Annotated in this window: 22 protein-coding genes; 13 read left to right on the top strand and 9 right to left on the bottom strand. The window is 68.9% G+C overall.

The window, feature by feature from the left end; all coding sequences use genetic code 11:
• Positions 1-308 precede the first annotated feature (308 nt).
• Positions 309-1322 carry a LacI family DNA-binding transcriptional regulator gene (locus GNT67_RS00820; RefSeq protein WP_159627686.1) on the top strand — a complete coding sequence of 338 codons (1014 nt, stop codon included), beginning with the start codon at positions 309-311 and terminating at the stop codon, positions 1320-1322.
• Positions 1323-1329: 7 nt separating this feature from the next.
• The gene (locus tag GNT67_RS00815) at positions 1330-2694 is read left to right on the top strand and encodes an MFS transporter (RefSeq protein WP_159627684.1); all 1365 of its coding nucleotides are present in this window, start codon (positions 1330-1332) and stop codon (positions 2692-2694) included.
• Here GNT67_RS00815 and GNT67_RS00810 read toward each other — a convergent pair.
• From GNT67_RS00810 to GNT67_RS00800, 3 genes are all read right to left on the bottom strand, one after another.
• A complete protein-coding gene (locus GNT67_RS00810) occupies positions 2685-5864 on the bottom strand; it encodes a patatin-like phospholipase family protein (protein WP_159627682.1) in 3180 nt (1059 codons plus the stop codon). The genes GNT67_RS00815 and GNT67_RS00810 overlap by 10 nt on opposite strands.
• Before the next feature lie 116 nt (positions 5865-5980).
• A complete protein-coding gene (locus GNT67_RS00805) occupies positions 5981-6676 on the bottom strand; it encodes a PhaM family polyhydroxyalkanoate granule multifunctional regulatory protein (protein WP_159627680.1) in 696 nt (231 codons plus the stop codon).
• A 72-nt stretch (positions 6677-6748) separates the two neighbouring features.
• A complete protein-coding gene (locus GNT67_RS00800) occupies positions 6749-7405 on the bottom strand; it encodes a TetR/AcrR family transcriptional regulator (RefSeq protein ID WP_159627678.1) in 657 nt (218 codons plus the stop codon).
• A gap of 122 nt (positions 7406-7527) precedes the next feature.
• On the opposite strand from GNT67_RS00800, the gene GNT67_RS00795 reads away from it, so the two are divergent.
• Complete coding sequence (locus GNT67_RS00795) at positions 7528-8268, top strand: SDR family NAD(P)-dependent oxidoreductase (RefSeq protein WP_159627676.1); 741 nt, start codon at positions 7528-7530, stop codon at positions 8266-8268.
• Positions 8269-8286: 18 nt separating this feature from the next.
• On the opposite strand, the gene GNT67_RS00790 is transcribed toward GNT67_RS00795, so the two are convergent.
• The 4 genes from GNT67_RS00790 to GNT67_RS00775 are packed head-to-tail and all read right to left on the bottom strand — an operon-like array spanning position 8287 to position 13029.
• Positions 8287-9321: an HlyD family secretion protein gene (locus GNT67_RS00790; RefSeq protein ID WP_159627674.1), complete on the bottom strand. Its 1035-nt coding sequence runs from the start codon at positions 9319-9321 to the stop codon at positions 8287-8289.
• A gap of 5 nt (positions 9322-9326) precedes the next feature.
• Positions 9327-10826 (bottom strand): MFS transporter, encoded by a 1500-nt coding sequence (locus tag GNT67_RS00785; protein WP_229407871.1) that lies wholly within the window; start codon positions 10824-10826, stop codon positions 9327-9329.
• Entirely contained in the window at positions 10823-12259 is a 1437-nt protein-coding gene (locus GNT67_RS00780) for an efflux transporter outer membrane subunit (protein ID WP_159627672.1), read from the bottom strand. Before GNT67_RS00780 ends, GNT67_RS00785 begins: the two co-directional genes overlap by 4 nt.
• Complete coding sequence (locus GNT67_RS00775) at positions 12256-13029, bottom strand: SDR family oxidoreductase (protein WP_159627670.1); 774 nt, start codon at positions 13027-13029, stop codon at positions 12256-12258. Before GNT67_RS00775 ends, GNT67_RS00780 begins: the two co-directional genes overlap by 4 nt.
• A gap of 144 nt (positions 13030-13173) precedes the next feature.
• Between GNT67_RS00775 and GNT67_RS00770 the strand changes: the two genes are divergently transcribed.
• The 6 genes from GNT67_RS00770 to GNT67_RS00745 all read left to right on the top strand — a co-directional run bounded on the left by GNT67_RS00770 (position 13174) and on the right by GNT67_RS00745 (position 21789).
• Complete coding sequence (locus tag GNT67_RS00770; protein ID WP_159627668.1) at positions 13174-14718, top strand: winged helix-turn-helix domain-containing tetratricopeptide repeat protein; 1545 nt, start codon at positions 13174-13176, stop codon at positions 14716-14718.
• A 69-nt stretch (positions 14719-14787) separates the two neighbouring features.
• Positions 14788-15912 carry a DUF3108 domain-containing protein gene (locus GNT67_RS00765; protein ID WP_159627666.1) on the top strand — a complete coding sequence of 375 codons (1125 nt, stop codon included), beginning with the start codon at positions 14788-14790 and terminating at the stop codon, positions 15910-15912.
• Position 15913: 1 nt separating this feature from the next.
• Positions 15914-16675, top strand: coding sequence for a DUF3108 domain-containing protein (locus GNT67_RS00760; RefSeq protein ID WP_159627664.1), 762 nt, complete (start codon positions 15914-15916; stop codon positions 16673-16675).
• Positions 16676-16863: 188 nt separating this feature from the next.
• Positions 16864-18243, top strand: a complete 1380-nt coding sequence (locus tag GNT67_RS00755) for a hypothetical protein (RefSeq protein WP_159627662.1) — start codon at positions 16864-16866, stop codon at positions 18241-18243.
• The gene (locus GNT67_RS00750; protein ID WP_159627660.1) at positions 18236-18958 is read left to right on the top strand and encodes a hypothetical protein; all 723 of its coding nucleotides are present in this window, start codon (positions 18236-18238) and stop codon (positions 18956-18958) included. Before GNT67_RS00755 ends, GNT67_RS00750 begins: the two co-directional genes overlap by 8 nt.
• An 8-nt stretch (positions 18959-18966) precedes the next feature.
• Complete coding sequence (locus GNT67_RS00745) at positions 18967-21789, top strand: ATP-binding protein (protein ID WP_159627658.1); 2823 nt, start codon at positions 18967-18969, stop codon at positions 21787-21789.
• A gap of 23 nt (positions 21790-21812) precedes the next feature.
• Here the strand turns inward: GNT67_RS00745 and GNT67_RS00740 are convergent, their stop codons facing one another.
• The gene (locus GNT67_RS00740; RefSeq protein WP_159627656.1) at positions 21813-22331 is read right to left on the bottom strand and encodes a CcdC protein domain-containing protein; all 519 of its coding nucleotides are present in this window, start codon (positions 22329-22331) and stop codon (positions 21813-21815) included.
• A 118-nt stretch (positions 22332-22449) separates the two neighbouring features.
• On the opposite strand from GNT67_RS00740, the gene GNT67_RS00735 reads away from it, so the two are divergent.
• Positions 22450-22632 carry a hypothetical protein gene (locus tag GNT67_RS00735; RefSeq protein ID WP_159627654.1) on the top strand — a complete coding sequence of 61 codons (183 nt, stop codon included), beginning with the start codon at positions 22450-22452 and terminating at the stop codon, positions 22630-22632.
• Positions 22633-22698: 66 nt separating this feature from the next.
• Positions 22699-23397, top strand: a complete 699-nt coding sequence (locus tag GNT67_RS00730) for a YjjG family noncanonical pyrimidine nucleotidase (RefSeq protein WP_159627652.1) — start codon at positions 22699-22701, stop codon at positions 23395-23397.
• Here GNT67_RS00730 and GNT67_RS00725 read toward each other — a convergent pair.
• The gene (locus GNT67_RS00725) at positions 23374-24957 is read right to left on the bottom strand and encodes a GGDEF domain-containing protein (protein WP_159627650.1); all 1584 of its coding nucleotides are present in this window, start codon (positions 24955-24957) and stop codon (positions 23374-23376) included. The genes GNT67_RS00730 and GNT67_RS00725 overlap by 24 nt on opposite strands.
• A 195-nt stretch (positions 24958-25152) precedes the next feature.
• On the opposite strand from GNT67_RS00725, the gene GNT67_RS00720 reads away from it, so the two are divergent.
• Positions 25153-25767 (top strand): (2Fe-2S)-binding protein, encoded by a 615-nt coding sequence (locus GNT67_RS00720; RefSeq protein ID WP_159627648.1) that lies wholly within the window; start codon positions 25153-25155, stop codon positions 25765-25767.
• Between the two features lie 3 nt (positions 25768-25770).
• Entirely contained in the window at positions 25771-26763 is a 993-nt protein-coding gene (locus GNT67_RS00715; RefSeq protein ID WP_159627646.1) for an FAD binding domain-containing protein, read from the top strand.
• Positions 26764-26765: the final 2 nt, after the last annotated feature.

The raw sequence follows: 26765 nt of genomic DNA, 5'->3' as shown, positions 1-26765 counted from the left end.
TGTCGTCTCCTGACCGCGGACTTCGGGGTCCGCTTGTAATGTCGGGCCGCCGCGCTACGCGGTCGGCTGAAGATGAAGCCATGGCTGCCCAGCACCGGCGCTACCACCACCGGAATGACGACCATGTGGTTACGTTACCATGTGCGTCGTAAATACTCAAACGATTTCAAAAACAGCCTGAATATGGTGTAAGTGCCTGATTTGGATCAGGTATTGATGGATTTGAAAGAGCTCGTGTGGTATCGTGACCACATGCCAGAATATGGTTGGGCCAACTGCTCACCCACTTGATCGATTGAAGGAAACCGATGGCCAAAGCCAGCAAACTGAGTGAAGTCGCGCGCCTGGCCGGGGTCGCGCCGATCACCGCCTCGCGCGCGATCCGCGGCACCGGCTATGTGTCCGAGGCGGCGCGCGAGCGGATCATGGCGGCGGCGGCCCAGCTGAACTACACGCCGGACATGCTGGCGCGCCGCATGCGCGGCGACAAGAGCAAGCTGATCGGCGTATTCATGAACAACTATGGCCCGGTGGTGCTGCACGAACTGGTGCGCGCCATCGGCGAGCAGGCCCGCAAGCGCGATTACGACCTGCTGATGTTCAATGCCGACCGCTTCGACAGTCCTGACCGCATGACCACCTGCGCCACGCTCAGCAAGCTGTGCGACGGCCTGTTGCTGCTGCTGCCGACCGCCGATGACCGCTTCCTGGACGTGCTCGAACGCCAGCAGCTCAATTGCGCGCTGGTGTTCTTCGATGCGCGCCAGCTGGCGCTACCGACCATCGTGCTGGAAAACCGCGCCGGCGCGCGCACCGCGGTCGAGCACCTGCTCGGCCTCGGCCATCGCCGCATCGCCTTCATCGCCGGCACCAAGCGCACCGGCCAGAGCGCCGAGCGCGAACGCGGCTACGCCGAAGCGCTGGCGGCGGCCGGGATCGCGGTCGATCCGGCGCTGGTGGTCGACGGCGCGTTCAACCAGCCGGGTGGCTTCGCCGCCGCCCTGCGCCTGCTCGCGCTGCCCACGCCGCCGAGCGCCATCTTCGCCGCCAACGACGAGATGGCCTTTGGCGCGATCGACGCCATCGCAAGCCGCGGCCTGAAAGTGCCGGCCGATATCTCGGTGGTCGGCTTCGACGATATCTCGACCGCCAGCCATGTGTTCCCGCGCCTGACCACGATGCACCAGCCCTACCAGGCGCTGGCCGAACGCGCGGTGCAGGAGGTGGTCGAGATGATCGAGGGCCGCCCGCCGGCCGCGGCGCGCATCGCCTTCGCCACCGAGCTGGTGGTGCGCGACTCGACCGGCCCCGCGCCAGGCTAGCCTCGCCGTGCCGCGCGCCTCCACTATCGCGCTGTGGCAGGCCGGCACCCTGCGCTATGGCAGGTGGAGCTTGTGCGCGCTGGTGGGCTGGCTGCTGGTCGGCGCGCTCGGGATCGCGGTGCGCGAGCGCTGGGCCGGTCCGATCGGCCTGGTCGTGTTGCGCGACCACGGCGCCTCGGACACCGCGGTGGCGATGCTGCTGTCGACCGTGCCAGCCCTGATCAGCCTGCTCGTGGTGCCGGTCATCGGCATGCATTCGGACCGCAGCCGCAGTCGCTGGGGACGGCGCCGGCCCTACCTGATGGTGAGCGCGCCGCTGGCCGCGATCGCGATGCTGTGCGTGGCCCTGGCGCCGCAGCTGGCCGGCGCCACCCACGGCATGCTGGGCGGCTTCTCGCCCGGCCTGCGCCGGCTCGACCTGGCCTACTTCTGCCTGTTCTGGACCTTGTTCGACGCCGCCGCCATGACCACCATCGCGCTGTTCGCCGGACTGGTGGCCGACGTCGTGCCGTTCGGCCTGGCCGGACGCTTCTATGCCTCGGTGCGGGTGGTCGGCCTGGGCGTGGCGATCGGCTTCAACCTGACCCTGTTTACCCTGAGCCAGGCCTGGATGGCCGAGATCCTGGTCGCCATCGCGTTCATCTTCGGGCTGACCATACCCCTGATGTGCCTGATGGTGCGCGAGGGCGTTTATCCGCCTCCGCCGCCGGCCGCGCATGCCCGGATGGCGCAAGGGGGGCTGGCGCTGGCGCGCACCCAGCTGCGCCATTGCTGCGCCCAGCGCCGCTACCTGTGGGCGTTCGGCGCCTTCATGCTGGCCGCGGTCACCTTCATCCCGTTCAACACCTTTTCGCTGCACTATGCGCTCGACCTGGGGCTGTCGAAGGCGCAGCTCGGAGAGCTGACCGCGACCGCCTACGCGGTATCGATCGCCAGCGCCTTCGTCATCGGCCACCTGGTCGACCGGCGCGGCGCGGTGCGCGTGGCCACGGCCATGATGACGCTGTACTTCGCGATCGCGCTGGCCGGCTGGCTGCTGGTCGACGGCGCCGCCAGCTTCCGCTGGTTCTATGTCGCCCACGTGATCTGCTCGGGCGCCTACTTCACCGCGGCGGCGGCGATGCCGCTGGCGCTGTTCCCGCGCGACGAATTCGTGCGCTACAACGCCAGCAAGGACATCCTGGTCGCCTTCGCCAACATCCTGGTCGGCAGCTGCATCGGCCCCTTGCTCGACCATTCGGGCCACGACTACCGCCTGACGCTGGGCAGCGCGGCGCTGTTTTCGCTGCTGGCGCTGGCCTGCCTCGGCAAGCTGCTGGCGCTGCATCCGGCGCCGGCGCCGCTGGCGCACGCCGCGCGGCATCACGCCTGAGCGGCAGGTCGACGAGGAGGCGGTCGATGCTGGTCCAGCAAGCGCGCGCACAGCGCGGCGATGTCCTGTTCCCCGCTGGCGCGCACGGTGGCGCGGGTCGCTTCGCGTAGCGCGCAGTCGACGATATGGTCGCCCAGTGCGCGATAGCTTTCGAACTGGGCTTCGTCGAACCACTGGTCGGCGATGCTCTCGTGCGGATAGTCGGGATGCAGCTTGCGGTAGTTGAGCAGATCGGCGTTTTCGCTGCCGACGATTGCCGGCTTGATGTAGAGCAGCACGCCATCGGGCGCGCCGCGGTCGGCCTGGCTGTAGCGGATCTGGCCAGCCGCGCAGCTGGCGCCGCATATGCCGCTATCGGCGTCAGGCGCCAGACGCGAGACGTCGAGCTCGATCCGCACATGCAGGTCGGTGGCGCAGCGCCGGATCGCATTGCCCAGGTCTTCGAAGGCGAGATGACGGTCGCTGCCGACATCGACCGCGATCACCAGCCGGCAGCGGCGCCGCACCAGTTCATAGATGCCGAGATTGTCGAAGTGGCCGCCATCGGTCAGGTGCACATAGGCGGCGTCGCTGTCGAGCTGGCCGAACAGCTCGGATAAAAGGCTGAACAGCCCGATCGGCGGCGAGGCGCTGGTCCAGGCGCGGCGCGCCGGATTGGGGCACCAGCGCCCCAGGCGCACATTGAACATCGTCATCAGGAAGTTCAGCGGCGGCGACGAGTGGGCGCCCATATTGGGGCTGGCCGCCGCGCCGGACAGGGCCACCGCCATGCCGAGCCGCACCCCGGCATCGTCGTCCAGGCCGACGCCGGAACGCGCGGCATAGTGCTCGGTCGGCCGGTAGCAGCCAAAGGCCGATGCCGAGGGCTGCTCGTAGCCGCACCAGCGCGGCGTGAACGCGAACGAGGCGGTGCGCCGGGTCTGCCATGCCAGCTCGTGGCCGCCGACCAGGTTCAGCGCGGTGTTGACGATCGGGTAGGGGCGTGCGTAGCGCAGTTCGGCCAGCAGCATGTCGTCGTTCGGATCGAAGCCGGTGAATGGATGCGGCCGGCGCGCGCGGTTGCCGGCGCCGAACCAGGCGCGCACCACCCGGTTGCGGTACAGCATATAGAGCGAGAACTTGTTGATGTCGACCCGCCAGCCGAGCAGCAGGGCGGCGCCCAGGAAGCCGCCGAAGGCCAGCAGCAGGGTGGCGCCGTCGGTGGCCAGGGTGGCGTCGGCGTGGGCCCGGAACACGCAGGCCAGCTGGCGCCCGGGACAGGCGCCGCGCGGCAGCGCGACCGTGGCCTGCACCAGGCTGCTGAGCAGGGCGAAGATCCCGACCGTGAACACATACGGCGCCAGGCGCGCCACCAGTTCGAGCCTGGGGTCGGGGGCGCTGCGCGCGCCGGTGGCCATGCCGCTGCCGGCCTTGAGCCCGAAGGCGGTCATCGCCAGCCAGCCAAGCACGGTGCCCAGGTTGGACCACGGCTCGTAGGTCAGCCAGGCCCAGTGCAGCAGTGGGGCGAAGAAGAAGCAGACGCCATACACGGCCAGCCAGGCCAGCGCGAAGATCGCGGTCCAGGCGCCCTGGCGGCTCCACCATTCGCGGCTGGCGTCGCTGTACAGGCGGCCGACCAGGCCGATCATCAGGTTCATGGTGACGGCGAACAGCGCCATCATCAGCGGCATGCCGAAGGTGGCCAGGGCGATCGCATTGTTCAGCACCGGGTGCGCCACCGGATCGGGCAACACGGCGATCCCGACCAGCAGCAGCACGGTGCCGAGCGTGAGCGCGCCCATCGCGCACAGGAAATGCGACAGGCCTTCGCCCAGTTCGGCGCGCGAGAGGTCGCGCAGCGGCGGGTCGGCGTGCAGCCGGGTGTAAAGGGCCAGCCAGCCGGCCAGCGCCAGCAGCAGGCCGATCGCCGCGCACAGCAGCAGCGACAGCTTGCCCGCGGCGGCCGGCAGCAGCGCCACGATCTCGGGCGCGAACGCGCGGCCGGCTTCGAGCAGCACCAGCAGCACGGTGGCAAGGCCGGCCGCGCATACGGTGTAGCCGGTGCGCCGGTAGGGACTGGAGCGGTCGTGGGCCAGGTACCAGCCGCTGGCCCAGACGATGAAATACACCAGGCCCGGTGCCAGCAGCCAGTACGGGCGGCCTTCGAGCTGGCTGGGGAACAGGGTGGCCGGCGGCGCGCCGCCGTGGCGCCACAGCCCGAGGCTGCCGAGCAGGCCCGCCAGCAGCAGGGGCAGGTTGATGCACCACAGGACCGCGGCCTGGGACAGCGGAAAGCGGCGCAGGCCGCGCGAGCTTTCGGGCTTGCTCGAGATCGACAGGGCGATGCAGAACACGGCGCACAGGAACAGCAGCACGCCCAGGATCCAGGCGATGTCGGCCAGGTGCGACCATGGCCCGCCTGGCGTGACCACCCGGTGCACGGCCCACACCGAAAAGCGTGGCAGCAGCAGCAGGGCGCACATCCAGGCCACCAGCATGGCCAGGTTCAGGCCCGTGTTGCGCACATAGGTGCCGAGCAGGGTCCAGGTGTCGGCGCTGAACATGCCGCCCTGGGGCGAGAGGTAGTTGCTGTACTGGCGCAAGAAGCGCAGCTCGGGCGCCTCGCCGCTGCCGGCCTGCGGCGCCAGCATGCTTTCCACCTTGCCGATGTCGCCGCCGCTGGCGTGCAGGCACTTGGACAGCCAGCCGCCGACGAAGCCGCCGCCGGAGACGGTCGACAGGTAGTCGATGTGGCGCAGCAGGCCGCAGCGCGCCAGCGCCTGCAGGGCGCCCAGGCTGAACGTGGCGCTGCGCACGCCGCCCCCGGACAGGGCCAGCCCGGTCAGCATGCCGTGGTGGGCACGCCCCAGCAGGCGCTCGCGGTCGGGCGGCAGGGCGCCATCGAGCGCGCTGGCGCGCTGCGCGTCCGGCTCGGGGCGCAGCATATCGAGTTCGTCGCGCAGCACTTGGCCGAACAGGTGGCCGGCGCCGGCGTCCAGGCAGCTTAGCAGCGCAGCGTCGATTTGGTCCGACGCCGGCAAGGCATGGCGCTTGCGCAGCAGGGCGAAGGCATCGTGCAGCTCGGCGACCGAGCGCGCACCGGGCGGCGGATCGCAGCCGGCGGCGGCGAGCTTGCGCCGCAGGTCGTCGACCTGCGAGGGCGTCAGGTGGGTCAGGTCGCTCGGCAACATGGCGCTCGCTCCGGCTGGACGGGGGAGCGGCCCGACAGGCCGGGCCGCCGGGTCAGTTCAGCACGGTTTGGAGCGGTGCGCCAGCGGATACATCAAGGGCGCGGCGCGCGGCGTCCTTAGGCCTTGTCGGCCTTGCCGCGCGCGCTGCGCCGGGCGGGGGCCGGATTGCCGTTGCCCTGATCGTGGCCAGCGTCGGGATGCTCGGCGGCGGCTGGCTTGCCGGCGGCATCATCGGCCGGGGCGCTGGGCTTGTCCGGGGCGGCGCCCTCGGGCGGCATGGCGCTGGCCACCGCCTGGCGGAACTGGTCTTGCAGCAGGTTCCACCATGCGACGGCGGCCGGCATGGCCGCTGCCATCGCGTCTTGCCCTTCGGCGCCGGCCGGCGCCGGCGCCGGCGCCGCGGGCGGCGCCGATGGGGCCTCCGGCGTATCGGCCGCTCTGGGCGGGGTGCTTGCCTGCGCCGCCTGGGCGAAGAATTGCGCGAACGGCGCCATGGCGGCGTCGCTGGCGGCGCCGGTCTGGCTCATGGCCTGGGCCATGCTGTCGCCCATCGCCTTGAGCGTGGCCAGGGTGCCGCGCTGGATCTCGAGCGCCTGGATCGAGCCGCGCAGCATGCTCAGGTTGAGGTTGAGCCAGGACTCGACCGCCTTCAGGTCGGCGATCTTCTTGTCCAGGTCTTCGACCGACAGGCCGGCGCCCGGCATCGGCATCGCGCCCATGCCGGGCATGGCGCCGGGGATGTTCATGCCGCCCCACAGGTTCTTGACGAATTCGAGCGTATCGGTCATTCCGGGCATCGGCTGATTCAGCATGGGGGTCTCCGTTGGTTGTATGGCAAGCGTAGCAGATTACGCAGCGCCGGACCACGAAATGGCGCAGTCGCCCTAGGCGCCGCCGGCCAGTGCGTCCCACCCCAGCATGGCGATGCGCGCCACCGCTTCGAGCTCGGCGCGGCCGACGCCGTCGCGCGCCTGGATTGACATGCCATTCTGGACCAGGTGGGCGAAGCGGGCCAGCGCAGCCAGATCGACCCCAGGGGAGAGATCGCCGTCCGCAACGCCCTGTTCGAGGCGCGCCTGGACGCGCGCAAGCCCGGCGGCGCGTCCGGCGCGCACCAGCTCACCGAGTTCCGGATTGCCTTCGCTGCCGACCGCCGACAGCGTCACCATGCAGCCGAGCGGCACGTCGCCCGCGCCGCCGGTGAGCAGCCTGGCCGAGTCGAGCAGCCAACCCTCGATCGCCGCGCGCGCGGTCTTGCCCTCGAAAAATTTCTGCCAGCCGATCGGGCCGTAGCAGTCGGCATAGTGGTGCAGGGTTTCGACATACAGCGCTTCCTTGGACCCGAAGGCGGCGTACAGGCTGGGCGAGGCGATGCCCATCGCCTGCGTGAGGTCGGCGATCGAGGTCGCGGCATACCCTTTTTGCCAGAACAGGCGCATCGCCTGCGCCAGGGCGGCGTCGCGGTCGAAGGCGCGCGGCCGCCCGCGGGCGCGGGTGGCGCCCGGTGTATCGGCCTGGTCGGATCGGTCTGGAGTCTGCATCGCCGACAGTATACGTCGACGGCGCCGCGAAATAAATATATATCGATCGTTATAAAAATACGTTGACAGCGCCCGGGGCCGCTTCTACTATTTATGTATCGATCACTAAACAAAGGAATGTCATGACCGATTTACAAGGCAAGCGCGCCATCGTGACCGGCGCCTCGCGCGGCATCGGCGCCGCGATCGCGCTGGTGCTGGCCGAGCAGGGCGCCGACGTGGCGATCACCTACGAGCGCTCGGCAGAGCGGGCGCGGGAAGTCGTGCAGGCCATCGAAGCGCTGGGCCGCAAGGCGGTCGCGATCCAGGCCGACAGCGCCGACCCGGCGGCGATCCGGCGCGCGGTCGACGAGGCGGCGCGGGCGCTGGGCGGCCTGGACATCCTGGTCAACAATGCCGCCATCGCGCGCTACGCGCCGATCGCGGACATCGCGGTGGACGATATCGACGCCCTGCTGGGCGTAAACATTCGCGGTCCGATCCTGGCGGCGCAGGCGGCCATCCCGCACCTGGGCCAGGGCGGGCGCATCGTCAATATCGGCTCGGCCGGCGCCGACCGCATCGTGGGCGATGGCGCGACCGTGTATTTCCTGACCAAGGCCGCGCTCAAGACCTTCACCAGCGGCCTGGCGCGCGAACTGGGCGCGCGCGACATCACGGTCAACCTGGTGCAGCCCGGTTCGACCAACACCGACATGAACCCGGCCAACGGCGAGTTCGCCGACTTCCAGAAATCGCTCACGCCGCTGGGACGCTTTGGCGAGCCGCGCGACGTGGCCGCCGCGGTGGCTTTCCTGGCCAGCCCGGCGGCGCGCCAGATCACCGGCGCCACCCTCAACGTCGACGGCGGCGCGACCACCTGAGTTGCCGTCGGCGCCGGGTCAGGACTGGACGCGGATGGTCGGCGTCACCGACATGCCGGCGCGCAGCCTGGATGCCGCGGCCTGGCCGGGCACGAGGGCAATGCGTACCGGCAGGCGCTGCACGATCTTGGTGAAGTTACCGGTGGCGTTGTACGGGGCCACGGCCGAGTAGCTGGCGCCGCTGGCCGGCCCCAGGCTGTCCACGCTGCCTTTCAACACCACCCCGGGCAGGGCGTCGACCTCGATTTCCACCGGCTGGCCGGGCGCGACCCGCGCCAACTGGGTCTCGCGGAAATTGGCGGTGATGTAGACCGCCTCGAGCGGGACGATGGCCAGCAGCGGCTTGCCGGGATTGACATAGGCCCCGACCCGCACCGCCTTCTGGCCGACCGTGCCGCCGACCGGCGCCGTGATGCGGGTGTACGACAGCTTCAGTTCGGCCGCCGCCTGCGCCGACCTGGCCTGGAGCAGCGCGGCGCGCGCCTTCTCCAGGTCGGCGCCCAGGATGGCGACCACCTGGCGCGCCGCCTGCAGCGCGGCGCGGCTCTTGTCGCGGGTGGCCGACTGGACGCTGAACTGGGCCTCGGCCTGTTGCAGCGCCTGCACCGACCCCGAGCCGTCGCTGGCCAGGTTGCGGTAGCGCGCCTGGTTGATGCTGGCCAGCTTGAGCGAGGCCTCGTCCGCCGCCAGCACCGCCTGCGCCTGGCGGATCGCGTTCTGCTGCTGCGCCAGGTGGGCTTCCAGGCTGGCGATGCCGGCTTGCGCGCTGGCCACCTGCGCCTTGGCGGCGTCGAGCGCGACCACGAAGTCGCGGTCGTCGATGGTGGCCAGCAGCGCGCCGCGCTCGACCACCTGGTTGTCGCGCACGTGGACCGCCGCGATCGTGCCGGCCACCTCGGGCGCCACCGTGGTGAAGTCGACCTGTACATAGGCATTGTCGGTGGACTGGGTCGCGCCGCCCGATTCGGGCGCGTTGAGGTAGTACAGGCCGCCGGCCGCCGCTGCGAGCAGCAGCACGGCGCTGGCGATGCGGGCTTTTTTCGGTAGTGCCATGATGGTCATCCGTGGTTATTGGTTGGAATGGTCGGCGCCGGGATGTGCGTCAGGCGCAGCACCAGCGGAATCATGAGAAGGGCCAGCACGCCCAGTACGCGGTAGGCGTCGGCGACCGACAGCACCAGCGCCTGCTGGCCGATGGCGCCGGCCAGCGCCGCCGCGTCCGGCAGGCCCGGGTCGTTCGCCAGCGCGGCATGGTCGATCAGCAGGTCGGCATGGAAGCGCCCGCGCACCGTCATCAGCTGGCCCACCACCGCCGCCCCGACCAGCGAGCCGAAGGCGCGCAGGGTATTGACCGCGCCCGAGACATACGGCCCTTCGGGCGGCTGGACCACGCTGGTGATCAGGAACAGCATCGCCACCACCGCCATCGGCTGGCCCAGCGCCTGCAGGGTCTGGGCCAGCACGAACTGTTCGCGGTTCCAGTCCGGCGTGAGGCCGGCGCCGACTTGACAGGCCAGCGCGATCAGGCCCAGGCCGGTCGCGAACACGACGCGCGCATCGACCCAGCGCTGGTACAGCAGCATGGCCACCGCCGGCCCGAGTATCAGCTGCGGCAGCGCCACCACCAGGCCGGTCGAGGCCAGCTGGAACGGCCGGTAGTCGTGCAGCCGCCCCAGGTGGGTGGCGGGCAGCAGCGCGGCCGACATCAGCACCACCAGCAGCAGCAGGAAGGCGGTAAAGCCCAGCGCCAGGTTGCGCCGCCCCAGGATCTGCAGCTTGATGAAGGGCGACGGATGATGCCATTCGCTGAGCAGGTAGACCGCCAGCAGCGCGCAGCCGGCGATGGCCGCGGCATTGATCAGCGGCGAGTAAAACCAGTCGAGGCGCACGCCCTGGTCGAGCACCAGCGCCAGCAGGCCGAGGGCCGGCACGCCGCACGCCATCCCGAGCCAGTTGGCCTGGCCGAAGCGCTCGGACTGGACCGGCTCGCGCGGCAGGCCCCAGCCAATCAACAGGCCGGCCAGCGCCGCCAGCGGCACGCTCTGCCAGTAGATCCAGCGCCAGTCGGCCACGCCGTCGGTCCAGCTCCCGGCCAGCCAGGTCGAGAGATTGGGGGCGAAGGTGGCGGTCATGGCGTACAGCGCCAGTCCGTACAGGCGCACCGGGGGCGGCAGGAATTTCAGGGCCGCCATCATCAGGATCGGGATCATGGTGCCGCTCGCCACGCCTTGTGCGAAGCGCAAGACCAGCAGCAGGTCGAGGTCGCGCACGAACGGCAGCAGCGCCGCCAGCAGCGCGCAGGTGCTCAGCATCCACAGCTCGAAGCGCCGCACCGACAGGGTGATCGCGAACCAGGCGGCGAACGGCATGGCGATCAGTTCCCCCGCGTTGTACACGGTCGACAGCCAGGACGCCTCGTCCAGGCCGAAGCCGCCGGCCCCGCGCAGGTCGGCCAGCGCCAGCGCGCCGACCCGGTTGTTCATCCCCGCCATCATGGCCGCGATGAAGATGCCGAGCAGGCCCGCCATCGGCCGCTTCGATGCGGCGGCGCCGCTCATGGCCGGCTTTCCGCATCAGGCGTCCAGCCGCCGCCGAGCGCCTTGTACAGGTTGACCAGGGTGAGGGTGGCATTGGTGGCGCTGGCGGCCAGGCTGTTCTGGCTGGCCAGCAGCTGGCGCTGGGCGGTGAGCACGCCGATATAGTCGGCGGCGCCTTCCTGGTAGGCGCGTTCGGCCGCGTGCAGCGCCTGCCGGTTCTGCTCGAAGGCCACGGTCAGCTCGGCATGCCGGCCGCGCTGGGCGGCGAGGGCGTCGAGCGCGTCGTCGACCTCGTGCCAGGCGCGCAAGACGGTTTGGCGGTAGGCCAGGGCGGCGGCTTTCTGGCCGGTCTCGCTCAAGGCCAGGCGCTGGGTCAGGCGTCCGCCCTCGAACAGCGGCAGGTAGACCGTCGGGCCCACCGAGAAAAAGCGCGAGTCCCAGCCGGCCAGGTCGCCGCTCTCGAACGCCTCGAAGCCGAAGCGTCCGCGTAAACCAATGCGCGGATAGAAATCGGCCTTGGCCACGCCGATCGCCGCCGTCGCCGCATGCAGCTGGGCTTCGGCGCGCTGGATGTCGGGACGGCGCCGCGCCAGTTCCGACGGCAGCCCGACCGGCAGGCTGGCCGGCAGCGAGGGCAGGGGCATGGCCGCGCGCAGCTCGGCGTCGAGCGTGCGCGGCGGTTCGCCCAGCAGCAGGGCCAGCGCATTGAGCAGGGCGTTGCGGCGCTGGACCAGGTCGGGGATGGTGCTGTTGACCGTCGCCAGCTGGGCGCGCGCGGCGGCGCTGTCGAAGCGGGTCGCCACGCCGTGGCGCTCGCGGTTGTCGGCCAGGCGCAGCAGGCGTTCGGCGACCGCCTGGTTCTCGCGCGCGATGTCCAGCTGGGCCTGGGTGCCGCGCAGTTGCAGGTAGGTGCGCGCGATGTCGGCCGCCAGCGCCACGCGCACCGCCTCGCGGTCGTGGACCGAGGCGTCCAGCAGCGCGGCCGCGCCTTCGCGCGCGCGCCGGGCGCGGCCCCACAAGTCGATCTCCCAGCTGGCGTCGAAAGCCAGTTGCCAGAAGTCGCTGGGGCCGGAGGGCGCGCCGAGGGCGGCGAACTTGCCGTGCTCACTCAGTCTTTCGCGGGCATAGCTGGCGCCGGCGCCGATGGTGGGCAGCAACTGGGAGGCGGCGATCCCCAGTTGCGCGCGGCTTTGCTCGATGCGCAGCAGCGCGGCTTGCAGCTCGAGGTTGCCGTCCTGGGCCCGTTCCTGCAGGCTGGCCAGGAGCGGATCGTCGAGCAGGCGCCACCACTGGGCGGGCACCGGCTGCGGCGACACCGGCGCGCCATCCGCATGATCGGCCCGGGATTGCAGCGCCGCTGCCTGCAAGGCGTCGGCGGGCCGCACGAAGTCGGGGCCGACGCTGCAGCCGGCCAGCAGCAGGCCTGTTGCGATGGGGACGAGCCACGGTTTCATGATGGCGTGGCCTGGCGCGCGATCATGGAACCGCGGCTGAGCCAATTGAAGAATCGGGTGGGCGCGGTGAGCGCGCCGGAGCCGGTCACCAGCGAGCGGTCATCGAGCTCGCTGCCGAAGTAGCGCGCATGGACGTCGGCCCGGACCGGGCGCGCGTCGCCGCGTGCGGCGAGCAGCTTGCGTCCCAGTTCGTCGAGCGGGAAGCGGTCGGGTCCGCCCACTTCGACGACCCGGTTCAGCGGCGCCCCGACCGCCAGGTCGGCCAGCACCGCGCTCACGTCGTCGGCAGCGATCGGCTGGATCAGGGCCGGCGACAGGCGGATGGCGCCATCGGCCTCGCCGGCGTCGACGATGCCGCCGATGAATTCGAAGAATTGCGTGGCGCGCAGGATGGTGTAGGGCAGGCGCGAGGCCCGCACCAGGTCTTCCTGGGCCAGCTTGGCGCGAAAATAGCCGTTGTCCGGCAGGCGGTCGACGCCGACGATCGAGAGCACGACATGGTGCTCGACGCCGGCGGCGCTGGCGGCGGCCAGCACGTTGCGGGTCGAGGCCTGGAAGAAGTCGAGCACCGCCTCCGGGGCGAACGAGGGCGAGTTGGCGACGTCGATGACGACCTGGGCGCCGGCCAGGGCAGCGGCGAGTCCTTCGCCGGTGACGGTATTTACCCCTTTCGAGGGAGATGCCACCACCAGTTCATGACCATTCAGGCTGAGCCGATCTACAATATTTGCTCCGATCAGGCCGGTGCCGCCGATAACCACTATTTTCATGTCTCGCTCCTCGAATCAGTGTCGATCATGGCGATCGATCCACGCACTATCTTTGCCGGCCACGCGTCGCAAGTCCTTGGCGCGGCCTTGGATTTGCATTGGTTTTCGCTTGGGGTTTCATCCACATCGATGGGGGAGGCGCGCATGCTGATCGCCTTCGAGGATTGCGTGCTCGACCTGGACCGGCGCGAACTGCTGCGCGCGTCCACCGTCGTGCCCACCGCGCCGCAGGTGTTCGACCTGCTGGCCTACCTGGCGCGCTGCCATGAACGGGTGGTCAGCCGCGACGAGCTGGTGGGCACCATCTGGGCCGGCCGCATCGTGTCGGAATCGACCCTGGCCAGCCACGTCAACGCGGTACGCAAGGCGGTCGGCGACTGCGGCAAGGAGCAGCGCGTGATCCGCACCGTGGCGCGCAAGGGTTTCCGTTTCGTCGCCGGGGTGCGCGAAGTCGGCGCTCCGGAGCTGGCCGCGACGGTGCCGGCCGCACCGCCCCTGCCGGCCAAGCCCTCGATCGCGGTCCTGCCGTTCGTGAACCTGAGCGGCGATCCGCAGCAGGATTACCTGGCCGACGGCGTGGTCGAGGACATCATCGCCGCGCTGTCGCGCCACCGCTGGCTGTTCGTGGTGGCCCGCAATTCGAGTTTTACCTACAAGGGACGCATCCTCGACATCAAGCAGGTGGGACGCGAGCTGGGCGTGCGCTACGTGCTCGAGGGCAGCTGGCGCAAGTCGAACGACCGGGTGCGCATCACCGGCCAGCTGATCGACGCCACCACCGGCGCCCACCACTGGGCCGGCCGCGCCGAGGGCGTGCTGGGGGATATCTTCGAGCTGCAGGACCGGATCACCGAGAGCGTGATCGGGGCGGTGGCGCCGGAACTCGAGCGCGCCGAGATCGAACGCGCGCGCCACAAGCCGACCGGCAGTCTCGACGCCTATGACTATTACCTGCGCGGCGTGGCCGAGCTGCACGAGGCCAGCCGCGAAACCAGCGAGCGTGGCCTGGCGTTCTTCCAGCAGGCGATCGACGCCGACCCCGAATTCGCATCGGCCTATGCGATGGCCGCCTGGTGCCACGCCTGGCGCCGGGCCAATGGCTGGATGAGCGACGGCGCCGATGCGCAGGAAGCGGTGCGCCTGGCGCGGCGCGCGGTGGAGCTGGACAAGGGCGACGCGGTCGCCCTGACCCGCAGCGGCCACGTGCTGGGCTACCTGGCCGGCGACATCCATGCCGGCATCGGCCTGCTGGACCGGGCCCTGGTGCTCAATCCGAACCTGGCGGCAGCGCGCTACCTGGGCGGCTACCTGCGCCTGTGGCAGGGCGACACCGCGGCCGCCATCGCCCACCTGGGGCGCGCCATGCGTTTGAGCCCGCTCGATCCGGAGCTGTACCGGATGCAGGCCGGGATGGCGGTGGCGCACCTGTTCGACCGGCGCTTCGACGCCGCGTCGATCTGGGCCGAGGCGGCGCGCCGCGATTTCCCCGGCTTCCTGCTGGCCGCGGTGATCCTGGCGGCCAGCCACGCGCTGGCGGGCCGCACGCCCGAGGCGCGGCGCGCGCTCGACCATGTGCGCGAGCTCGATCCGGGCCTCTACCTGTCGGAAATCGGCGCCTGGCTGCCGATCCGCCGTTCGGAACACCTGTCCATCCTGCTGGAGGGGCTGGAGCGGGCCGGGTTGCCGTAATCATTGGGTGTCGGGGGCTGGTGCCGGCCGGCCAAGCAGACATTGTCGTCCCCGCGCTACACTAGCGGTATGCAATCCGCACCGATTCTCCTTCCGCATCGCCGCCGGCTGCTGCCGGTCGCACTGGTGGTATTGCTGCACTGGATCGTCCTGAGCGTGCTGCTGGACGTCGACCTGGAACTGCCGCGCCACGGCGCCGGCGAGGGCGGGGCGGCGACCATCCTGGCGCAAGTCTTGCCGGCCCCCGCGCCGCCGCCACCGCCGCCGCCCGCGCCCTTGCCGTTGCCGCAGGCCGAGCCGCCGCCGCTGCCCGTGATTCCGCCCTTGCCGGCCGAACTGGGCTCGCCGGCGGAAAACAGCGGTGTTACGCCGGACAACGCGCCGGACAACGCGCCGGCCGCGGCCGATGGCGTTCCCGGGGGCGCCGGCACGCCGGCGCTGGAAGCGCCGCCGCCAGCACCGGAAACGCCGCCGGCACCGGCCGCGCCGGCCGCGCCGGCGGTCTCGGAAATCCGCCGCTACAAGGTCGACATGCCGCCTCCGGCCACGATCACGCTCGACGTCGCCCGCACCGACAAGGACGGCGCCGAGTGGTCGGGCGAGGCGGTACTGGCCTGGCAAGCCAATGACGACAGCTACCAGATCAAGGTCGAGGCCGGCATCCGGGTCGTGTTTACGCGGGTTAACCTGGTGGTGCTGACCAGCGAGGGCGCCGTGGGCGTGGCCGGCTTCGCGCCGATCAAGATGACGGAAAAGCGGCGCGGCCGCTCGCTGACGGCGACCCATTTCAACTGGGGCGACAACCGGGTGACGTTCTCGAGCTCGCAAGCGGCCTATCCACTGGTGGCCGGTGCCCAGGACAAGGCCAGTGTGCCGTTGCAGCTGTCGGCGATCGCGCGCGGTGACGTCAAGCAATTAAGCGGCGATATCGATATCTTTGTCGGCGAAGAGCGCGACGCCGCCGTTTACCGCTTCAATGTGGTGGGGCAGGAAGTCATCGACACCAGGCTCGGCAAGTTGCAAACCTGGCATCTGACCCGGCCGCCGGTGCCCGGCTCTTACAGGTCGACACTCGACATCTGGCTGGCCCCGCAACACGGCTGGTACCCAGTGCGGATTCGCAATACGGAAGCGAATGGAGCAGTAACCACGCAAACAGTGAATAATATCGTCTTGGACCATTCAGGATCTTGATATGCTTCTAGACAACATTCGAAAAGCCGGCGTGGCGTTCACGCTGGCACTTGCCCTCGGCGCTAGCACCGCCCAGGCCGCCAACCCGGCGCATCCAGCGATCAAGCGCGCCTTCGAACTGCCGCCCTCGGCCGACCTGCACTATGACCTGGCCGCGCGCCAGCGCGGCCTGTCGCTCAAGGGCGACGCCACCGTCACCTGGCGCGCCGGCGACGGCAAGTACGATGTGCGGGTCGAGTCGCGCGTGGCCATCCTCGGCACCCTGCTCGATAACCGCAGCCAGGGCGCGATCGACGACTTCGGCCTGGCGCCGGCGGAATTTTCCGAAAAGCGCATGCGCAAGGACCCGACCTCGATCGCCTTCGACCGTGGCGAAAAGCGCATGAGTTTCTCCGAGGGCGAAAAAACCTATCCGCTCAAGGGCGGCGAGCAGGACCGGGTGTCGATCACCTGGCAACTAGCCGCCGTGGCGCGCGCCGCCGGCGACAAGTTCAAGCCGGGCTCGGAATGGCCGTTCTTCGTGGCCGGCCGCAGCAGCGCCGAAGCCTGGACCTTCAAGGTGGTCAAGCGCGAGAAGGTAACCACCGGCCTGGGCCAGGTCGACGCCGTGCTGGTGAGCCGCGAAGCCCTGCCGGGCAGCCGCGACCAGAGTATCGAGGTGTGGCTGGCGCCCGAACATGAGTGGTATCCGGTCAAGATCCGCTTCACGGAAGGCGACAAGGAAACGATCGAACAAACGCTCAAGAGCATCGCCAAACCGTAAATCCAGTCTGTGTCTTTCCCGCAATTGTCGGCTGCCAGTCGGGGCCGACAATCGCTGATCGGCCTGCCCACCCTGTTATACTGACGCCCCCGCGAAGCCGGCCGGGCCTGTCAACCATCCATGTCAATATTGTTAATATTGAACATGCCAGGCCCGTCTCGACCGCGCACGAGAGACTGGTAACAACGATGATCGATCCACAAGCCGGCGCGACCCTCGCTGCCGACTCCCCGGCGCTGGCGCCGGAACTTGATCCGCTGCAGGCGCACTTCCAGGAAGGCATCGCTCCCGATGAAATCGAGCAAGTCTTCCACCTCAAGCGTGCCCAGCCGATGCTGTCGGCCTTCACGGCCCTGTTCCACGGTACCCAGGATGGCGTGCTGGTGCGCCTGCTCGTCCTGCGCGAACTGGCCGGCGATACCGCCACCTCGGCATTCTCGCGCGCCGACATCAACCAGAAGCTGGCCTACCTGATCCCCGAGAGCCTGGAGACGGTGCTGAACCGCCTGCGCAGCCATGGCCTGCTGGCCTGGGATGCGCCGGCCGCCGTGTACCGCATCACGCCGCTGGCCAGGAATGTCCTGTCCGCGCTCGAGACCCTGCTGGCGCTGGGCAAGCCGGAAGACGACGACGCCGAGATGGGCTTCCTGCTGTCGCAGGTGGCCGGCGCCCAGGCGGTCGGCGGCGTCACCGTCGACCAGCTGAAACACCTGCTGGGCCGCCTGATCGAACTGACCGAGGAATTCCGCGACGCGATCGCTTCCGGCTCCGAATTCCGCCTGCGCACCTCGCAGGCCAAATGGCATATGGCCTGCGACTGGGTCGAGAAGGGTTCGGTCATCCTGCGCGCCATCACCTCGGACGAGCGGGCCGACAGCGCGACCCACCGCGCGGCCCAGGCCATCGGGCGCGCCCAGAGCGCGCTGTTGAACATGCAGGGCATGTTCTCGCGCGCGCTGAACCAGATCGAGCGCCAGCGCGTGCACCTGGGCCAGTCCGGCCTGTCGACGACGGACGTCAAGCGCTGGCTGCTGGCCCACGACGACCTGGCCAGCCTGGCGGCCGATGCGATCGACCGCCCGGTGACGCCGCTGTTCGGCACCCCGGCCGAGATGATCGACGTGGCCGAGACCGAGCTCCTGGCCGAGCGCGTGATCTCGACCGGCCCCAAGGGTCTGCCGAGCGGCCAGGATGCGCCCCTGACGATCAACGACAACCCGGCCATGATGGTCGAGCTCAACGACTGGATCAACAAGCTGGCCGACTTCGCCAACCTGGGCAACTTCCCCGAGTTTTCGGATGTCGGCCCGCGCAAGGTGCAGTTGCATGAGTCCTTGCTGCCGGCCAGCTTCGCCCTTGCGTCCTACCGGGCCTCGCTGCTGCCGCTGCTGGGCGACGCGTCCGAGGCCAGCCTGCAGGGCGCGACCGCCGACCTGGCGCGCCTGCCGCTGACCTTCGAGGCGCGCGACGAGATGATCGCCCTCGACGACCCGGAAGTGGCGGCCATGTCGATCGCGACCCTCTCCATCAATCTAGATCTCCCTTCGGACGGCACGCCCAATGAATGACGATGCACAAATCCTGATCGCGCGCCTGCTGACGCACCAGACCCTGCGCCGCGACGACAAGATGGTCAAGCGCGCGCTGTCGGACGACCAGTTCCGCGCCGAAGTCGACAAGCGCCTGCTCGAATCGGGCCTGAAATTGCTCGACAACGTATATGCCGACCACGTGACCGTGGCCCTGCACCGCAACGTCGAGCCGAAGATCTTCGGCGCCAAGGACATCTGGCAGAACAATAACTTCGGCCTGACCCGCGACGGCGTGGCCCTGCTGGTGGTGCTGTGGGCCCAGATCATCCTGCCCAAGCGCGAGCGCCAGGAAACCCACACCACGATCGACGACGAACAAAGCGATATGTTCGACAAGGAGGCGTCGATCCCGCGCGCCGAAGACACCTCGATCGGCATTTCGTACACCGCGCTGCTGTCGGACTTCGGCGACAAGCTCGGCAAGAAGACCCGGATGGACATGAACCTGGGCGTGCTGTCCAAGCTGGGCTTCATCGAACGGCGCGGCGACGTGATCCTGGAAGGCCCGCTGCTGGACCTGATGATGGACACCGACGTGCTCAAGGAGCGCATCATCAATGGCGCGCTGTCCGAAGTCTTCAAGCGCGCACCACTGGCCGCTGCACCGCGCAAGGTCGCCATCGATACCGAAGCGGCCAACGACGCGGTCGTGGTCGAGCCGTCCGACGATGCCCCCGATACCCCGAATTGAGATAGCCGATGTTCCACATTAAATCACTCGAACTGGTCCACTGGGATTACTGGCAGCGGATCAAGAACATTCCGCTGGACGCCAAGATCATCACGATCGCCGGCCAGAACGGCTCGGGCAAGACCACGCTGCTCGACGCGATGCGCACCCTGTTCGGCCTGGATTGCTCGATGGGGCGCACGTATAAACACTATGCGCGCCACTCGGGCCAGCAAAGCGCCTGGCTGCGCGCCGTGGTCGACAACAAGCCGGTCGGACGCCAGCTGTCGAACCGCCCGTTCCGCCATTCGGGCTTTTTCGCGGACGACGAAGTGACGCTGTTCTGCCAGGTGCAAAAGAATGGCGGCGACTGGAAGCGCCAGTACCTGATGCGCCCGGGGAATGTCGAGATCGAGGAAGTGACCGAAGCGACCGACTGGCTGGGCGTCGAGAACTATCGCAAGCGCCTGGCCTCGGCCGGCCTGTCGCCGGCGATGTCGAAGGTGCTGGCGCTGGAGCAGGGCGAGACCGATAAATTGTGCGAATACGCGCCGCGCCAGTTGCTGGACCTGGTGTTCCAGGTCTTTGGCGACAAGGAAGTGCTGGATGCGTATGACGAAGCCAAGCGCCACCAGCGCGACACCGAGGTCGAGCTGAAACGCTTCGAGACCGAACTGGAGACCTCGCGCACCAACCTGGAAGGGCTGCGCCTGCGCGTGGCCAACCACCACCAGTGGTCCGACCTGCACAAGGAAAAGCGTACGCTCCAGGAAGAAGTGCTGCCGGCGCTGCAATACCATGAAGCGCGCGAAAAGGCGGCCAACAACAGCCGCATGCTGCGCGAGGCGAAGAAACCGCTGGTGCAGGCCGATGGCCAGCTGGCCGAGAAGCGCAGCCAGTTGGCGGCGCAGCAGCGCGCGTTGACCGACGCGCAAAAGCAGGAAACCGAACTGGAAGCCGAAGGCGGCGTGCTGGCCAAGCGCCTGTCCGAGGTGAACGCGCGCCTGAAGCCCCTGGAAAGCCTGCTCGAGCAGCGCGACCGGTTGCAGAAGCTGTCGCTTGATGCCGGCGCCGACATCGCCGAAGTGGCGAAACAGCTCGACGAGAAAGAAGCCGAGCTGGCGCGCCAGAAGAGCGCGCGCGAAGCGGTATCGAACAAGATCGCCGGCGAGATGGCGACCATCTCGGCGCTGCAGGGCAAGACCTCGATGCCGGAACCGGAAGCCCAGCGCCTGATGCGGCGCGCGCTGCGCGACGAGGGCATCGCCCACGCCATGCTGTCGGACATCGTCGAAGTGACCGATCCGAAATGGCAGGGCGCGGTCGAGGGCGTGCTGGGCGGCTACGCCTCGGTGGTGCTGCTGGAGAATGCGAAGGACGCCCCGGCGGCTTACCGCCTGGCCGAGAAGGAACGCTATCGCCACTTCATCGTGCCGGACTGCGTCAATGCGCCGGTGGTCAAGGATGACAGCCTGCTGTCGGTGGTGCGCTTCTCGGGCAAGGCGCCGGGCTGGTTGATCGACCAGCTCGAACGCATCGAACGCGTCGACTCGGTCGACGAAGGCTTCAAGAGCCGTTCCGACGAATGGATCACGCCGGACGCCTATCACCGCGAACGGCGCGGCGGCCGCTCGCTGTTCGTCGAGGCCTCGCGCTACCGTTTCGGCGCGGCCGGCAAGACCCAGCGCCTGGAAGCGATCCAGAAGCTGATGCCGGCGCTCGAAAAGCGCGAGGACGAGCTGACGCTGGCGATCTCGAAGCTGGCCGCCGAAGTGGGCGGCCTGAAGGCGCGCATCGCCGGCGTCGACGCGGCCAAGGAACTGTCGGCGCGCCAGGAAGAATTCGAGGAAGCGCTGCGCGCGCTCACCCCGCTCAAGGCCGAGCGCCTGGAAGTGGGCGCGCGCCTGGGCGAGCTGCAAACCCTGAGCAAGAACGCGACCGTCAACCGCACCCGCGCCGACACCGTGTGGCAGAACGCGCGCATGGCCCTGTCGGAAGCCGAAGCCGGCATGCGCCTGAACCACCGGCGCCAGATCGAGCAGCGCAGCGAGCACGCCAAGGCGCTGCTGGAACTGCGCCGCGGCTGGCGCGCGGTGCCGGGCGCCTGGAAGAACCCCAACTGGCGCGGCGACCTGGTGGCCAAGCACCAGAACGCGCACCAGGTCAACCTGCGCCTCGGTTCGCTCGAACATTCGCTGGCGCGCGAGGACTGGGAACTCGATCCGACCGTGATCGACCAGTATGCGCGCCTGCACGAGCAGCTCGACAGCCGCCAGACCGAGACCGAGGAGCGCCGCTACCAGAACAACCGCGCGATCGAGGCCACCGGCAATGCGCGCGGGGCCTATATCGAGCGCCTGCGCTACACGATCAAGACCTATACCAAGAACATCCGCGAACTCGGTTCGCTGGCCGGCATCGACGTCCAGGCCGACCCGGTGCGGCTCGAGAACGACGACGTGCAACTGTCCCAGGCCGGCCTGCACGTGCGCTTCAAGTTCGACGGCAAGGACCAGATCGGGATGAACGACGGCGAAGCCTCGGGCGGCCAGCAGGTGATGAAGTCGCTGGTGCTGCTGATCGGGCTGTTGAAATCCGAGGAAGGCTCGGGCGGCTTCGTGTTCATCGACGAACCGTTCGCGCACCTGGATATCCGCAATATCCAGCTGGTCGGCGAGTTCCTGAAGAACACCGACGCCCAGTACCTGATGACGACGCCGCTGACGCACAACACCGACGTCTACGATCCTTCGGAACTGACGCTCATCACGAGCAAGAAGAAGAAGGACATGCAGTGGGCGCAGCCGATCTTCGTGCTGCAGCGGCGGAAAGAAGAGGCGAAGGCCGCCTAGGATTGGCGGCTACGCCGCCGACCCTAGGCCTGGTCGATCGCCTTGCGCACCCGCCGCCGCCAGCGCAGCAGCGCGGCCGAGTAGTAGCCGAAGTAACCGGCCGTGACCCCCACGCACAGCATGGTCAGCGGGCTGTCGGTCAGGCGCGGCGTGACGATGCCCTTGCCCTGGTTGGCATACACCTCGATGCCGATATACAGCAGGCGCGCCACCAGGATCATGGCCATCACCAGCCCCAGGCGCATGTTCGGGGTGAAGAAGTAACCCTGCGGGGTTTCCTCGAACCGGGTCAGCTTGATGCCCCAGACGCCATAGCCGATGCCGCCAACGGCGCCGACCAGCAGCGCGGCCAGGTTGTAGGGCGTATCGAACAGCTGCGTCAGCGGCACCAGGATCATGGCGCCGAACACCAGCACGCCCGTGAAGTGGCGCGACCCGATCGAGCGCTGGCGCTGCATCTGGGTCTTGAGGCGGCGGTAGATGCGCCACACCAGCAGCGGGGTCAGGACCAGCAGGGCCAGGGTGGTGATCGATAAGTCCATATGCGGCAAAAGGGCTGTGTTCAGGAAAAACGCATTGTAGCCCACTGCCGGCGCGCGCCGCGCTGTCGGGCCGCATGCTAAGGTTGGCCGTTCCGCATTCCTGCAAGGAGACCGCATCATGCACGCAGCTCAACAAGTACTTCGGATGCCGCCGCGCTTTCCCATCCACGCCCACCGCGCCCCCGATCCGGCGCCGATCGAGGAACCGGCGCCGGCGCCGTTCGACACCCCGCATCCGCACCACCAGCCGGTGCACCTGCCGCACGACGAGGAACCGGTGCCCGATCCCAAGCCGAGCTGAGTGGCCGCCTGCAGGCCCGGGATGAGCGTGCTACCATGAAACCCAGCTGCTCTCTCATCCCGACGTATGAAACACCGACTCTTCCTGTTCGACCTCGACGACACCCTGCTCGATTTCCGCGCCTCCGAACAGCGCTCCTTCATGCGCACCATGGCGCAACTGGACGTGCGCGACGGCGTCGACGCGCTGTTTCGCCAGTACCAGGCGACCAATCTCGACCTGTGGCGCCGTTTCGAGCTGGGCACCGTGACCAAGGACTTCCTCAAGGTCGAGCGCTTCCGCAAGACCTTCGCGGACAACGGCGTCGAGATCGATCCGCAGCGCGCCAGCGACCTGTATATCGAATCGCTGGCCGATACCGTGGTGCTGGTCGACGGTGCCGCCCAGCTGTGCGACACCCTGGCCGGCATCGGCGAGGTGGGCATCATCACCAACGGCGCCCACCAGATCCAGCACCGGCGCATCGCCAGCTCGGGCCTGGCCGGGCACCTGTCGTTCGTCGCGACCTCCGAGGCCTGCGGCTTCGCCAAGCCCGACAGCCGCTTCTTCGACTACACCAGCAAGATGGCGCGCAGCTTCGCCAAGCACGAAACCGTGATCGTCGGCGACCGCCTGGATGCCGACATCCTGGGCGCCAACCGCTTCGGCATCGAGAGCTGCTGGTTCAACCCGGGGCGCCTGGCCAACGACTCGCAGGCGATCCCGAGCTGTGAGGTCGCCAGCCTGCACGATATCGTCGCCTCACTGCGTGGCCTGGCCGCCTGATTCGGCCGCCGGCGCGCGGTCGTCGCCGCACACGCGGTTGCGGCCGAGGTGCTTGGCCTGGTACAGCTGGCGGTCGGCGCGGGCGATGAGGTCTTGCGCGTCCATCGGGGCGACCAGGGCGGCCACGCCGAGGCTGGCCGTGACGACGCCGAACGGCGACTCGTCGTGCGGCATGCGCAGCGCCTGGACCTCGGCGCGCATCCGCTCGGCCACCGCGGCTGCCCCGGCCAGGTCGGTGTGCGGCAGGATGATCGCGAATTCCTCGCCGCCGTAGCGGGCCGCCAGGTCGTCGTTGCGGTTGACCTGCGCCGCCAGCAGGCGTCCGACCTGTTGCAGGCAAGTGTCGCCGGCCGGATGGCCGTAATGGTCGTTGAACTTCTTGAAGTAGTCGACATCCAGCAGGATCAGGGCCAGCGGGGTATTGCCGCGCGCGGCGCGCGCCAGCTCGTGCGCAAGTACCTCGTCGAAGCGGCGCCGGTTGGCCAGCCGGGTCAGGGTGTCGGTATGGGCCAGCTCCTGCAGGCCGAGATTGTCGCGCCGCAGGTCGTATGAATAGGCGCGCAGCTTCTGGTCGAGGCGGTCGCGGATGATGAATTGCCGGATCAGTTTGCGGGCAAAGACCGCGAACGTGGCGGCGATCAGCAGGACCGCCACGCCGATCAGGAGGCTGAAGCGCTTCCAGGGGCCGAGCAGCTCGTCCTTGGTCTGGCCGACGGCGATCACGAAGGCGAAGTCGTCGACGCGCCGGTAGCTGTACAGTCGCTCGATATTGTCGATCCGGGCCACCAGGAAGTCCGAGCCGACCCGGTTCTGCTTGATGGCCTGGAATATCGCGCCACCGGCGAGATTGGTGCCGATCATCCTGTCGTCGAAGGGGCGGCGGTAGATCACCGTGCCGTCTTCCAGGGCCAGCAAGACCGTGCCGGTCTTGCCGACGTCCAGCTCATCGTAGATGCGCTCGAAAAAATTGACCTTGAGGGTGACCAGCGCCACGCCGGCGAAGCTGCCGTCCGGATTGTCGAGGCGGCGCGAGATCGGCAGCACCCAGACGCCGGTGGAGCGACTCCTGACCGGATGCCCGACGTAGATGTCGCGGCTGCGATGGGCGCGGTGGTGCTTGAAATAGGCGCGGTCCGAGTTGTCGCCTTGGCGCGTCCCGCTCAGCGACGACGCGAGCCAGCGGCCATCGGCCGCATACACGAAGATCCCGTGCAGTTCGGGGGTGGTCTGGGTCAGCACGACCAGGTGGTCCTGGAGCCGTCGCATCGCGGCGGCGTCAAGCCCGTCGTGTTCGACCCGCTCGACGACGTTCGCCAGGGCCATGGTGGTGGCCTTCATGGCGGTTTCGACCTGGACCCCGACCATGCGCGCCACGTTCGAGGTGGCGACCTCGGTTTGCCGGATCTGCGTCAGCCGCGACGACCAGATGAACCAGGCGGCAAACACCAGCAGCAGGATGCAGCCCAGCGCGGTGGCAGCCACCACCAGGCGCACGACCGGGCGCCGCTTGCCGCTCAGGCGGTCGACATGGCTGTCCAGGCTGTCGGGGGATGAATTCAATGCGCCTCACCTTCGGGTTTGCGATCGCAGTACAAAAATTGTGCCATTAGAAAGAAAATCATGTCGCCGGAGTGCGCCGGCGCGCGGCCGCTTGCCTGATCCTGCACAGTTATTGCCTTTTCTTTTTTCCGCTCTCGTGCGCGGCGAGAGCCTGGTCTACATTCCTGGACATCCCATTCGACAAAGGAGTTCGCCATGACGACCGGTCCCGATCCATCCAGCCAGCCTGCCCAGGTCAACCGGCGCGAGTTCGTGTTGTCGGTGATGTCGGTCGCCGCCGCGAGCGGCGCCGTCGACGCCACCCCGGGCCAGTCCCGGCCGGCCAAGGCCCCGACCGGGGTGGCGCTGACCTTCGTCGTCAACGGCCAGCCGCATTCACTGACCGTCGATCCGCGCACCTCCACCCTCGACCTGTTGCGCGAACGGCTGGCGCTCACCGGCGCCAAGAAGGGCTGCGACCATGGCCAGTGCGGCGCCTGCACCGTCCATCTCGACGGCCGCCGGATCGTGTCCTGCCTGACGCCCGCGCTACAGCTCGAGGGGCGCACAGTCGACACCATCGAAGGCCTGCAAGGACCTGACGGCAGCCTGCACCCGATGCAGCAAGCCTTCATCGACCACGACGCCCTGCAATGCGGCTACTGCACCCCGGGCCAGATCATGGCGGCGATCGCCTGCGTGCGCGAAGGCAATGCCGGCTCGCCCGAGCGGATCAAGGAAAGCATGAGCGGTAACCTGTGCCGCTGCGGCGCCTACAACGGCATCGTGGCCGCCATCGTGCAGGCCGCCGGCCAGATGGGAAAGGCTTGATCCATGCGTGAATTCACCCTGATCCGCGCGCGTTCGACGCAAGACGCCGTGCAGGCCATGGCGCGCCATCCGGAGGCGCGCCTGATGGCCGGCGGCACCACCCTGTACGACCTGATGAAGCTCGGCGTCGAACGGCCGCCCGCCATCATCGACATCAACGGCGTCCGGGAACTCGGCGCCTTCGACACGGGCGGCACGCGCGAACTGGTGTTCGGCAGCCTGGCGCGCATGAGCGAGGTGGCGGCCGACCCACGCCTGGTCGAGGACTATCCGGCGCTGTCGGAGTCGCTCTGGCGCGCCGCCTCGCAGCAGCTGCGCAATATGGCCAGCCTGGGCGGCAACGTGCTGCAGCGCACGCGCTGCGCCTACTTTCGCGGCGGCGAACCGTTCGCCTGCAACAAGCGCGTGCCGGGCAGCGGCTGCGCGGCGCTGGAGGGCATCGACCGCGGCCACGCCCTGCTGGGAACCAGTCCCCACTGCATCGCCAGCTATCCGGGCGACTTCGCGGTGGCGCTGGTCGCCTTCGACGCCGTGCTCGACGTGCTGGGGCCGGGCGGCATGCGCAGCTTCCCGCTCGAGGCGCTGCACCGGCTGCCGGGCGAGCGGCCCGATCTCGAGACGACGCTTGCCCCGGGCGAGATCATTACCCGCATCCGGGTGCCGGTAACGACGCTCGGGCGCGGCTCGACCTATCACAAGATCCGCGACCGCGAGTCGTATGCCTTCGCCTTGAGTTCGGCCGCCGTGGCCCTGACCATGCAGGGCGACAAAGTCGAGCAGGCGCGTATCGCGCTGGGCGGCGTCGCTACCAAGCCGTGGCGGGCGCGCTCGGCCGAGCAGGGACTGGTCGGGCGCGAGCTCACCATCGAGACGGCGCTCGCGGCCGGCTTCGCGGCCTTCATGGACGCCAGGACCGGCCACCACAATGGCTTTCGCATCGAACTGGGCGCGCGCACCGTGGCCGACGCCCTGCTGATCGCCGCACAAAGGATTTGACC

The organism is Massilia puerhi (assembly GCF_009861485.1).
Note: the sequence above shows the minus strand (reverse complement) of the source record. Positions and strands in the feature narration are given on the sequence as shown.

Bases quoted from the DNA above. Each gene is read 5' to 3' on its own strand.
- GNT67_RS00820 (WP_159627686.1), top strand. From the start codon at position 309: ATGGCCAAAGCCAGCAAACTGAGTGAAGTCGCGCGCCTGGCCGGGGTC.
- GNT67_RS00810 (WP_159627682.1), bottom strand. From the start codon at position 5,864: ATGTTGCCGAGCGACCTGACCCACCTGACGCCCTCGCAGGTCGACGAC.
- GNT67_RS00805 (WP_159627680.1), bottom strand. From the start codon at position 6,676: ATGCTGAATCAGCCGATGCCCGGAATGACCGATACGCTCGAATTCGTC.
- GNT67_RS00800 (WP_159627678.1), bottom strand. From the start codon at position 7,405: ATGCAGACTCCAGACCGATCCGACCAGGCCGATACACCGGGCGCCACC.
- GNT67_RS00795 (WP_159627676.1), top strand. From the start codon at position 7,528: ATGACCGATTTACAAGGCAAGCGCGCCATCGTGACCGGCGCCTCGCGC.
- GNT67_RS00790 (WP_159627674.1), bottom strand. From the start codon at position 9,321: ATGGCACTACCGAAAAAAGCCCGCATCGCCAGCGCCGTGCTGCTGCTC.
- GNT67_RS00785 (WP_229407871.1), bottom strand. From the start codon at position 10,826: ATGAGCGGCGCCGCCGCATCGAAGCGGCCGATGGCGGGCCTGCTCGGC.
- GNT67_RS00780 (WP_159627672.1), bottom strand. From the start codon at position 12,259: ATGAAACCGTGGCTCGTCCCCATCGCAACAGGCCTGCTGCTGGCCGGC.
- GNT67_RS00775 (WP_159627670.1), bottom strand. From the start codon at position 13,029: ATGAAAATAGTGGTTATCGGCGGCACCGGCCTGATCGGAGCAAATATT.
- GNT67_RS00770 (WP_159627668.1), top strand. From the start codon at position 13,174: ATGCTGATCGCCTTCGAGGATTGCGTGCTCGACCTGGACCGGCGCGAA.
- GNT67_RS00765 (WP_159627666.1), top strand. From the start codon at position 14,788: ATGCAATCCGCACCGATTCTCCTTCCGCATCGCCGCCGGCTGCTGCCG.
- GNT67_RS00760 (WP_159627664.1), top strand. From the start codon at position 15,914: ATGCTTCTAGACAACATTCGAAAAGCCGGCGTGGCGTTCACGCTGGCA.
- GNT67_RS00755 (WP_159627662.1), top strand. From the start codon at position 16,864: ATGATCGATCCACAAGCCGGCGCGACCCTCGCTGCCGACTCCCCGGCG.
- GNT67_RS00750 (WP_159627660.1), top strand. From the start codon at position 18,236: ATGAATGACGATGCACAAATCCTGATCGCGCGCCTGCTGACGCACCAG.
- GNT67_RS00745 (WP_159627658.1), top strand. From the start codon at position 18,967: ATGTTCCACATTAAATCACTCGAACTGGTCCACTGGGATTACTGGCAG.
- GNT67_RS00740 (WP_159627656.1), bottom strand. From the start codon at position 22,331: ATGGACTTATCGATCACCACCCTGGCCCTGCTGGTCCTGACCCCGCTG.
- GNT67_RS00735 (WP_159627654.1), top strand. From the start codon at position 22,450: ATGCACGCAGCTCAACAAGTACTTCGGATGCCGCCGCGCTTTCCCATC.
- GNT67_RS00730 (WP_159627652.1), top strand. From the start codon at position 22,699: ATGAAACACCGACTCTTCCTGTTCGACCTCGACGACACCCTGCTCGAT.
- GNT67_RS00720 (WP_159627648.1), top strand. From the start codon at position 25,153: ATGACGACCGGTCCCGATCCATCCAGCCAGCCTGCCCAGGTCAACCGG.
- GNT67_RS00715 (WP_159627646.1), top strand. From the start codon at position 25,771: ATGCGTGAATTCACCCTGATCCGCGCGCGTTCGACGCAAGACGCCGTG.